Raw genomic sequence first — 9,159 nt, forward strand, 5'->3', positions numbered from 1 at the left:
AATTATCGTTCCCCAAGGGGGAAAATACCACTAAAAGAGTACACAAAACACTCAATTATACGCCGTACAGCCCAGTGTTTACAAGGGGTTGAGGGTACCCTACTAGAAATGGTGGACGAGCCAACGTCTGCCTTAGACCCGATCTCTACATCGAAAATTGAAGACCTTGCGATGGAACTGAAAAGAGATTATACTATTGTCATGGTAACACATAATATGCAGCAGGCTGTACGTGTTTCAGACAATACCGCGTTTTTCCTGTTGGGTGAAGTGATAGAATATAACGATACAGAAAAGTTGTTTTCAATACCGGCAGATAAAAGAACAGAAGATTATATTACAGGGAGGTTTGGTTGATTTATGCGAAATCGTTTTGACAGACAGTTACAATTGTTGGATGAACAGCTTACTCATATGGGCGAATTGTGCGAGATTGCGATCGCGAAAGCGACAGAGGCCTTGCGGCAGGGAAATGTAGAACAGGCAAAGGCGGTCATGGCAGCAGACGAAGAGATCGATCAGCTGGAAAAGGATATAGAGCGGCTGTGCCTGAAACTTTTATTGCAGCAGCAGCCTGTGGCAAAAGATCTAAGAAGAATTTCGGCTGCTTTGAAGATGATCACAGATATGGAGCGTATTGGCGATCAGACTGCTGATATAGCGGAAATTGTAATCTCTTCCAATCAGATGACGGAAGTGGATATCAAAAAGATCGGTATTATGGCGTCTACGGCAAGTAAAATGGTGCGTGAGAGCGTGACGGCATATGTACAGAAGGATCTGGAACTTGCTCGGAAGGTCATGTTAGAAGATGATACTGTGGATGGGTATTTTAATGCGATCAGAGATGAAATGATCTCCTATATCAAAGCAGAACAAGGTCACAACGGAGACAAGATTTTTGATCTGATCATGGTGACAAAATATCTGGAGCGTATCGGCGATCATGCTACGAATATTGCGGAATGGGTAGAATTTTCTATTACAGGCGTACATAAAGACGGCGCGAAGATTTAAAAGCGGGTTGAAGGAGAAGAGAAGATGATCTATTGCGTAGAGGATGATGACAACATACGTGAACTTGTGATATATACACTGGAATCTACAGGGCTAAAGGCAAAAGGGTTTGCCGAAGGAAAAGCGTTTATGGAGGCTTTGGCGTTCGATACGCCAGAGCTTATTTTGCTTGATATCATGCTGCCTGGTGATGATGGCCTGACCCTCTTGAAAAAACTGAAAGGTTCTTCTAAGACAAAGGATATCCCGGTGATCATGGTAACGGCAAAAGGCGCGGAATATGATAAGGTCATTGGGCTGGACTCCGGAGCGGACGACTATGTGGCCAAACCATTTGGGATGATGGAGTTGGTCTCCAGGATCAAGGCGGTCCTTAGGAGAAGCGGACAGATACCGGATAAGGCGGATCTGGAGATCGAAGGTGTGCTCATGAATGTTAAAAAGCATGAAGTGACAGTGGATGGAGAACCGGTGACTTTGACGCTAAAAGAGTTTGAATTACTGGAAAGACTGATGAGAAACCAGCATATTGTGCTGACCAGAGATCAGCTTCTGATGGATATATGGGGATACGATTTTGACGGAGAGACTCGCACTGTGGATGTACATATCCGTACGCTGCGGCAGAAGCTTGGGGATAAAGGCTGGATCATTGAGACTGTAAGAGGGGTGGGATACAGAGCAGGAGGAGCGAATGAAGGCTAAAATCCAGAGAAGCATGGTTTTTGTGTTGGTGGGAACGTTACTTCTTTTTTATATTTTGCTGTCGTTGCTTTTATATAACAGAAATCTTTCTCTTTTGCAGGAAGAAGTCAGGCAGGAAGCAAGATATATCCGTACAGCGATCAATATCTCGGGCTCCCGATATCTGCAAAAGATGGATGAAGTGGATTTAAATACCCGTGTGACGCAGATCGATAAAAAGGGAAATGTACTCTACGATTCAAAGAGTGCAGGAAAGACAGAGGAGAATCACAGGGAGCGCGCAGAGGTAAAAGAGGCGCTGGAAAAAGGATATGGTGAGGATGTGCGGATGTCTAATACAGTCGGGCAGGAATTATATTACTATGCCCTGCTTTTGGATGACGGTACGGTTCTTCGTGTTGCGAAGACGATGGACAGCCTCGTATATACAGCTCTGCATGTATTGCCCTATATGGGGGCGTTGATGGCCGTTATGATCGTGGTCGCTGTGTTTCTGGCAAAATGGCAGACTGCTCGTCTGATCAAACCCATCAATGAACTAAATCTGGAAGAGCCTCTTGAGAATCCTGTCTATGAAGAATTGCTTCCTTTTTTGGAGGCAATGGATAAGCAAAACAAAGAAAAAGAAGCAGTTGCCAATATGAGAAAGGAATTTTCGGCAAATGTTTCTCATGAACTGAAAACACCGCTTACCTCTATTTCCGGCTATGCGGAGATCATGAAAAACGGCATGGTGCGTCCCGCGGATATTCCAAAGTTTTCGGAGCGTATATATAAAGAAGCGCGTCGTCTGATCACACTGGTGGAGGACATCATCAAGTTATCCAAGCTGGATGAAGACTCCATTGAGGCGGAAAAATCAGAAGTAGATTTGTTTGAACTGTGCAGAGAGATCGTAAGCCGTCTTGCTCCCCAGGCGTCAAATAAGAAAGTGCAGCTTGTTGTGACAGGAGAACCGGTTTTGTATTTGGGGATCAGGCAGATCATAGATGAGATGATCTATAATTTGTGCGAGAATGCGATCAAATATAATATAGAAGGCGGAAAAGTGTCAGTGTGGGCCGGCAATACGCTGGAAGGACCCAAAGTAATCGTGACAGATACCGGCATTGGTATTCCCAAAGAGCATCAGGAACGTATATTTGAACGATTTTACCGAGTTGATAAGAGCCACTCCAAGGAGACCGGCGGAACGGGTCTTGGCTTGTCCATTGTAAAACACGGCGCGCTGCTGCATGGGGCAAAAGTGTCTGTTGACAGCAGCAAGGGGCAGGGAACGAAAATGGAGATCAAGTTTCCCCGGGAAGCGTGACCTGGCGGGGCGTCTCATGAAATTGCTGCTTATATGCTCTTGAGAACGCAGAGTAGTCACGAAAACCGCAGGCAAAGCAGGCCTGTGTGACCGGAGTGCCGGTACAGATGAGATCCCGCGCAAGTAAAAGGCGTCGACAATTGATGTAAGATTTGATCGTATATCCGGTCTCGGATTTAAACAGACGCATCATATGGTATTTACTGATATAAAAAGTTTTAGAAAGCAGCTCTATATCAAGCGGTTCTGTCAAATGTGCATGAATATAATGCAGGATATCTAGTACTTTTTCATTGCACAGGGCGGTGTCGAGAAATTCGATCCGGTTTTTGATGGCTGCACGGTTTAAGTGGATCATAAATTCTAAGAATAAAACCTGACGATATAAGTCATTTGCATATTCAGTGTCAGAAAAGGAATGTTCCAGTCTGCCGGCAATCTTGAAAAGTGTACTTTTTTCAAGAGAGGGGATCCGCAGGACGTTGGAATGTTCCTCTTTTGCTTTCTGGAAGCAGAGACTTAGATCGTAGTCTTTGTCGCGGTAAGCGTGCATGAAAGAAGGAGATATATAGACGATGATCCGCTCATAGGGAACACCAGGCTCTGCTAGGACCCGGTGAATGTCGTTTCGGTTTACGAGGACAATATCGTATGGTTTTAGTGTGTAGGTTTTTCCCTCGACATAATACTGTACATTCCCTTTGATAAAAATGGTGATCTTGTGGAAGTCATGGTAATGGAATGAGAACTCCTTCTGCATAGTATCGGTCAGATGAAAAATACGGAAATCACTGTTTAAATAGCCTCGCTTATTATAATTTGGCATCAGATAACCTCCCAGAAATTTTGGATCATACAGGTTTGCTGTAAATGAGAAGTCTGCTAAATAGGTATTTCTTATATTATAGAGCATTATTTGCAATATAGAAAGCATAATATAAGTACTATATGAAAAAAATGCTTGATATAATAAAAGAAATAGGAGGTGTGCGAGAGCATGAAAATACAATTAGAAAGATATCATGGACTTGGAAATGATTATTTGGTATATGATCCAAATAAAAATGAAATGCCATTAAATGAGCAGAATGTAAAAGCTCTGTGTGACCGCCATACAGGGGCAGGAGCAGACGGTATTCTGGAGGGACCTCTTCTTGACGAAAAGCAGATGGGGGTGCGGATCTGGAATCCGGACGGGAGTATCGCTGAGAAAAGCGGAAATGGAGTGCGCATATTTGCCAAATATTTAAAAGATGCAGAATATGTCCAGAAGAAGCAGTATCTTCTTAGGACGGACGGCGGCATGGTGGAAATCGCTTACTTAAATGAAGTGGGCAGCAGGCTGCGGATCTCTATGGGAATTTTGTGCTTTAACAGCAGTCAGATCCCGGTGATCGGAGAGCCTAGAGAAGTGATCAACGAGGATATGGTGTTTGGGAACAGTCTTTATCCGGCGACGTGTGTGTCTATCGGCAATCCACACTGTGTGATTCCGATGAAAGAAATTTCGAAAGAATTGGTCTGCAAGATTGGTACACATTCCGAGTATGCCAGATATTTTCCGGAGAGAGTGAATACGGAGATCATGAAGGTGATAGACAGAAATAACATTGCGATAGAGACATATGAGCGCGGAGCAGGGTATACGATGGCGAATGGAACAGGCGCATGTGCTGCGGCCGGAGTTGCGTATAAACTGGGATTAAGCGGAAATAAAGTGATCGTGCATATGCCGGGCGGAGAACTGCAGATAGAGATTGACGAGAACTGGAAAGCGTATATGACCGGGGAAGTATTCTATGTAGCGGAGATACGTCTGGGAAATGAATTTACAGAACTGCTTAGGACGTTGTAAGGAGAAAAATAAAATTTCGGTTTGAAAAATTGCTGTCTTGTGCTATTATATCTATAACAATGCAGTGAGGAGAAAAGAACATGCTGATAGAGATAGATTTTAACAGTGAAGAGGCAATTTATATACAGCTTCGCAATCAGATCATCCTGGGAATCGCGACATCTAAGATGCAGGAAGGAGATTCTCTGCCGTCGGTCAGACAGCTTGCGGACACAGTAGGCATCAATATGCATACGGTCAATAAGGCATACAGTGTCTTAAAGCAGGAGGGGTTTATCAGTCTGGATAAACGGCGCGGCGCAGTCATTGCATTGAATATCGATAAGCTACAGGCGTTGGAAGAGATGAAACACCAGATGCAGATCATTCTGGCGAAGGGAAGATGCAAGAATATTTCGCGGGAAGAGATCCATACTCTGGTAGATGAGATCTTTGATGAATACGAATAACAGGAGGGATATATGCAGGATCAGTATACAAAACAGGCGCTGCATGCCATTCAATATGCGAAGACGGTGGCGAAAAAATTAAAACATCCTTATGTCGGGACAGAACATCTTCTGCTTGGACTTAGGAACGAATATACAGGCGTGGCAGGGCAGATTCTGTCACAGAACGGCGTGGAGGAGGAAAAGATACTCCGTCTTATAGGTGAATTGATCTCACCTGAGGCAGACGTCTTAAATGGACAAAATCCGAAAGAGAGCCCACGGTTTGTATATATTTTAGAAAACAGCACAAGAGAAGCACAGAGGCTTCATACAAAAGATATTGGGACAGAACATCTGCTTCTTTCCATGATACGGGATGTGGAGTGTGTGGCGACACGGGTGCTGATTACACTGAACATTAATCTGCAGAAGATTTTTCAGGATATCATGACGGCGGTCGGTGTGGATGCCAAGGAATATCAGGAAGAACTGCAGGAAGAGGTAAAAGGCAAAGGGAGCATGCTTGAGCAGTATGGAACAGATCTGACGCAGAGAGCGGAAGAGGGGAGACTGGATCCGGTTGTTGGGCGTGAAGCAGAGATTTATCGGCTTATGCAGGTGCTTGGGCGCAGGACAAAAAATAATCCTTGTCTGGTGGGAGAGCCTGGTGTCGGAAAGACCGCCATTATTGAGGGACTGGCGCAGAGGATTGCTTCCGGTGTTGTGCCGGAGACTATGAAGGGGAAAAAGATCTATACTTTGGATCTTCCTGGCATGATCGCAGGTTCCAAGTATCGGGGGGAATTCGAGGAACGTATGAAAGGCTTGATCGCGGAAGTAGAGGCGAGCGGGCATATTATTTTGTTTCTAGATGAGATCCATACGATCATCGGTGCGGGCGGTGCGGAAGGCGCGATCGACGCCTCCAGCATTTTGAAACCATCATTGGCGAGGGGCGAACTGCAGCTGATCGGAGCAACGACCATTGCCGAGTACAGGAAATATATTGAAAAAGATGCCGCTTTGGAACGCAGATTCCAGCCGGTTTCTGTAGAAGAACCGACAAAAGAACAGTGCGCAGAGATTTTGGAAGGCCTCAAAGAAAAATATGAGAAACATCATCATGTTATTATTACAGAGGATGCCCTCAGAGCCGCAGTCAGTATGTCCAAACGGTATATTACAGACCGGAACCTTCCGGATAAGGCGATCGACGTGTTGGATGAGGCATGTTCTAGTATCAGTTTGAAAGGATATAAAGTTCCTGAAAGATTAAAAGAGACAGAAGATGCGGTCCGTGATATGATCAGAGAAAAAGAAGAAAAGATAAAAGCGGGGCAGTTTGAGGAAGCCGCACTGATCCAGAAAGAACAAAAAGAGGCAGAAAAGAAACTGGAAGACATGAAAAGACGGTTCGCAAAAAAAAGTTCTAGTCTGCATCCTTCTGTGACAGAGCAGGATATAGCAGAGATTGTTTCTGTCTGGACAAAAATACCGGTGCAGAAACTGGCGGAGAGCGATGCGCAGCGTCTGCAGAAATTGGAACAGGAACTGCATAAAAGAGTGATCGGGCAGGAAGAGGCAGTCAGTGCAGTGGCGCGGGCCGTAAAAAGAGGAAGGGTCGGTTTAAAAGACCCAAAACGTCCGATTGGGTCCTTTTTATTCCTTGGTCCTACTGGGGTTGGAAAAACGGAATTATCCAAAGCACTCGCGGAAGCGCTGTTTGGAAACGAGGAGTCGATGATACGGGTCGATATGTCTGAATATATGGAGAAACATTCTGTGGCAAAGATGATCGGTTCTCCTCCGGGATATGTAGGACACGAGGAAGGCGGTCAGCTGAGTGACCAGGTACGGACACATCCTTATTCCGTCCTTTTATTTGACGAGATCGAAAAAGCGCATCCAGATGTGTTCAACATATTGCTGCAAGTTTTAGATGATGGACACATTACGGATTCGCAGGGAAGAAAAGTGGATTTTTCCAATACTGTGATCATCATGACTTCCAATGCCGGAGCAAAGGCAATCGTAGAACCCAAGAAACTGGGGTTTGCCGTAAAGGAGGATCCGGCAGACGATTATAAAAAAATGAAGCAGAACGTAATGGATGAGGTAAAGCAGATCTTCCGTCCGGAATTTTTGAATCGTATAGATGAGATCATTGTTTTCCACGCATTAGAGAAAGCCCATATGAAGAAGATCGTTTCTTTGATGTGTAAAGAATTTACAAAACGTCTGAAAGAACAAATGCAGATCCAGCTGAAGCTGCGCGAATCGGCTAAGAAATATATCGTAGAAAAAGGCACAGATGCCAAATATGGCGCAAGGCCGCTTAGAAGAGCGATTCAGACAGAATTGGAAGATAAGATCGCTGAGGCTGTATTGAATGGAGAAATCCATGAAGGCGATATGGTAGAAGCCGGAGCCTCCAAGAAAGGTATCCAGTTTTACTGTGCAAAAAATCAGTAGAAAATCGAGAGGTTTTATTATATAATAAATGAGGAAAGGAAGCACAGAAGCTTCAAAAACAGAAGATTTGCAGAATACCTAGGAGGATAAGGAAAATGGCAGCAGTAAAAGAGTTATTACGCGCGGAAGAAGACGGAACACTTAGTTTTGGGGATTATACATTACAGTCCAAGACAAAACTAGATAATTTCGAATTTGAAGGCGATATGTATAAAGTAAAGACATTTTCTGAAATTACGAAATTAGAGAAAAACGGCATGTTTGTGTATGAGTCTGTACCGGGAAGCAGTGTAGAGAGATTTAAAGAGACAGATACAGGGGTGGTATTTGAAGTGACGGCTCCTGAAGATGTCCAGTTTACATTGGAATTGGAGCCGGAAAGTGAATATGAAGTATGGATCAACGATAAATCTGCGGGGAAAATGACGACCAATCTAAGTGGAAAGCTTAGTGTAAGTATTGAACTGAGTGCAGACGAAAGCGCAAAGGTAACAGTGGAAAAGCACTGATTTTAGAATGGACAGATAGTTGGGGTGGATGTTTGTCATCCACCCCAAATTTAATAGGGGTCGGATAGACCCAGTTGAGTACGTTGGAGTTTCTCAACAGAGAAACGGAAACGTGCGAAATATAATCCACCTGCTATGCGGGTGCGCGACGTTAGTTATACAAAAAATCACCTTTCCTTTATAATAGAGGTGTTCAGGCCACTATTAAAGAAAGGAAAGGTGATTTCAATGGCAAAGCAAACGAATTCGCTCGCACATACGAAGTGGATGTGTAAGTATCACATCGTCTTCACCCCCAAGTATAGAAGAAAAATTGTTTATAATCAATACAAAAATGATTTGCGGGATATATTGAAACAATTGTGCAGTTACAAAGGAGTGGAGATATTGGAAGGGCATCTGATGTCAGACCATGTGCATATGCTGGTAAGTATACCGCCGAAAATCAGTGTATCATCATTTATGGGATACTTGAAAGGAAAAAGTGCGCTGATGATGTTTGACAGACACGCAAATTTAAAGTATAAGTTTGGGAATCGTCATTTCTGGTCGGAAGGATACTATGTGAGCACAGTCGGATTAAATGAAGCCGCGATAAAGAAGTATATACAAGAACAGGAAAAAGCGGATATTATGCAAGACAAACTCAGTGTGAAAGAATATGAAGACCCTTTTAAGGGTCAAGGCTGAGTAGTACAAACACCCCTTTAGGGGCAGCGACGAGTCAATAGCAATGTGGCTTGAACGGAGCCGTGGGAAGGCTACAAAGGGTAGACTTCCCATGGCGTAAAAAGAGAAAGCCAGCGCCTTGAGGCGCGGCCAAGTAGGGCGGGCTTAGAGCCCGCGTCCCGAGCCACC

9 protein-coding genes and 1 pseudogene are annotated in these 9,159 nt (G+C 44.2%); 9 read left to right on the forward strand and 1 reads right to left on the reverse strand.

What is annotated here, in order from left to right; all coding sequences use genetic code 11:
* Nucleotides 1-108 precede the first annotated feature (108 nt).
* The 4 genes and pseudogenes from pstB to BN3282_RS04220 form a co-directional block, all read left to right on the forward strand.
* Nucleotides 109-357: pseudogene (gene pstB / locus BN3282_RS04205) on the forward strand (phosphate ABC transporter ATP-binding protein); the annotation flags it as partial.
* Between the two features lie 3 nt (nt 358-360).
* The gene (gene phoU / locus BN3282_RS04210; RefSeq protein WP_059066839.1) at nt 361-1,017 is read left to right on the forward strand and encodes a phosphate signaling complex protein PhoU; all 657 of its coding nucleotides are present in this window, start codon (nt 361-363) and stop codon (nt 1,015-1,017) included.
* 24 nt (nt 1,018-1,041) lie between these two features.
* Nucleotides 1,042-1,722 carry a winged helix-turn-helix domain-containing protein gene (locus BN3282_RS04215; RefSeq protein ID WP_059066840.1) on the forward strand — a complete coding sequence of 227 codons (681 nt, stop codon included), beginning with the start codon at nt 1,042-1,044 and terminating at the stop codon, nt 1,720-1,722.
* Nucleotides 1,712-3,034, forward strand: a complete 1,323-nt coding sequence (locus tag BN3282_RS04220; RefSeq protein ID WP_059066841.1) for a sensor histidine kinase — start codon at nt 1,712-1,714, stop codon at nt 3,032-3,034. Before BN3282_RS04215 ends, BN3282_RS04220 begins: the two co-directional genes overlap by 11 nt.
* Here BN3282_RS04220 and BN3282_RS04225 read toward each other — a convergent pair.
* The gene (locus tag BN3282_RS04225) at nt 3,012-3,860 is read right to left on the reverse strand and encodes an AraC family transcriptional regulator (protein ID WP_059066842.1); all 849 of its coding nucleotides are present in this window, start codon (nt 3,858-3,860) and stop codon (nt 3,012-3,014) included. The genes BN3282_RS04220 and BN3282_RS04225 overlap by 23 nt on opposite strands.
* Nucleotides 3,861-4,031: 171 nt before the next feature.
* Here BN3282_RS04225 and dapF point away from each other — a divergent pair, with 171 nt between their 5' ends.
* From dapF to tnpA, 5 genes are all read left to right on the forward strand, one after another.
* On the forward strand, nt 4,032-4,889 hold the full coding sequence (gene dapF, locus BN3282_RS04230) for a diaminopimelate epimerase (protein WP_059066843.1): 858 nt from the start codon (nt 4,032-4,034) through the stop codon (nt 4,887-4,889).
* Nucleotides 4,890-4,969: 80 nt separating this feature from the next.
* Nucleotides 4,970-5,338, forward strand: a complete 369-nt coding sequence (locus tag BN3282_RS04235) for a GntR family transcriptional regulator (RefSeq protein ID WP_059066844.1) — start codon at nt 4,970-4,972, stop codon at nt 5,336-5,338.
* 12 nt (nt 5,339-5,350) lie between these two features.
* Nucleotides 5,351-7,792 (forward strand): ATP-dependent Clp protease ATP-binding subunit, encoded by a 2,442-nt coding sequence (locus BN3282_RS04240; RefSeq protein WP_059066845.1) that lies wholly within the window; start codon nt 5,351-5,353, stop codon nt 7,790-7,792.
* Nucleotides 7,793-7,887: 95 nt separating this feature from the next.
* Nucleotides 7,888-8,301: a hypothetical protein gene (locus tag BN3282_RS04245; RefSeq protein WP_059066846.1), complete on the forward strand. Its 414-nt coding sequence runs from the start codon at nt 7,888-7,890 to the stop codon at nt 8,299-8,301.
* Between the two features lie 228 nt (nt 8,302-8,529).
* Nucleotides 8,530-8,991, forward strand: coding sequence for an IS200/IS605 family transposase (gene tnpA / locus BN3282_RS04250; RefSeq protein WP_059066847.1), 462 nt, complete (start codon nt 8,530-8,532; stop codon nt 8,989-8,991).
* Nucleotides 8,992-9,159 lie beyond the last annotated feature (168 nt).

The sequence above is a fragment of the Mediterraneibacter massiliensis genome, assembly GCF_001487105.1.
Lineage (GTDB): Bacteria > Bacillota > Clostridia > Lachnospirales > Lachnospiraceae > Mediterraneibacter > Mediterraneibacter massiliensis.

What these genes read in the sequence shown, in the direction of transcription:
- BN3282_RS04245 (WP_059066846.1), top strand. Translation starts at nt 7,888, where the DNA reads ATGGCAGCAGTAAAAGAGTTATTACGCGCGGAAGAAGACGGAACACTT.
- BN3282_RS04215 (WP_059066840.1), top strand. Translation starts at nt 1,042, where the DNA reads ATGATCTATTGCGTAGAGGATGATGACAACATACGTGAACTTGTGATA.
- tnpA (WP_059066847.1), top strand. Translation starts at nt 8,530, where the DNA reads ATGGCAAAGCAAACGAATTCGCTCGCACATACGAAGTGGATGTGTAAG.
- BN3282_RS04240 (WP_059066845.1), top strand. Translation starts at nt 5,351, where the DNA reads ATGCAGGATCAGTATACAAAACAGGCGCTGCATGCCATTCAATATGCG.
- BN3282_RS04235 (WP_059066844.1), top strand. Translation starts at nt 4,970, where the DNA reads ATGCTGATAGAGATAGATTTTAACAGTGAAGAGGCAATTTATATACAG.
- phoU (WP_059066839.1), top strand. Translation starts at nt 361, where the DNA reads ATGCGAAATCGTTTTGACAGACAGTTACAATTGTTGGATGAACAGCTT.
- dapF (WP_059066843.1), top strand. Translation starts at nt 4,032, where the DNA reads ATGAAAATACAATTAGAAAGATATCATGGACTTGGAAATGATTATTTG.
- BN3282_RS04225 (WP_059066842.1), bottom strand. Translation starts at nt 3,860, where the DNA reads ATGCCAAATTATAATAAGCGAGGCTATTTAAACAGTGATTTCCGTATT.
- BN3282_RS04220 (WP_059066841.1), top strand. Translation starts at nt 1,712, where the DNA reads ATGAAGGCTAAAATCCAGAGAAGCATGGTTTTTGTGTTGGTGGGAACG.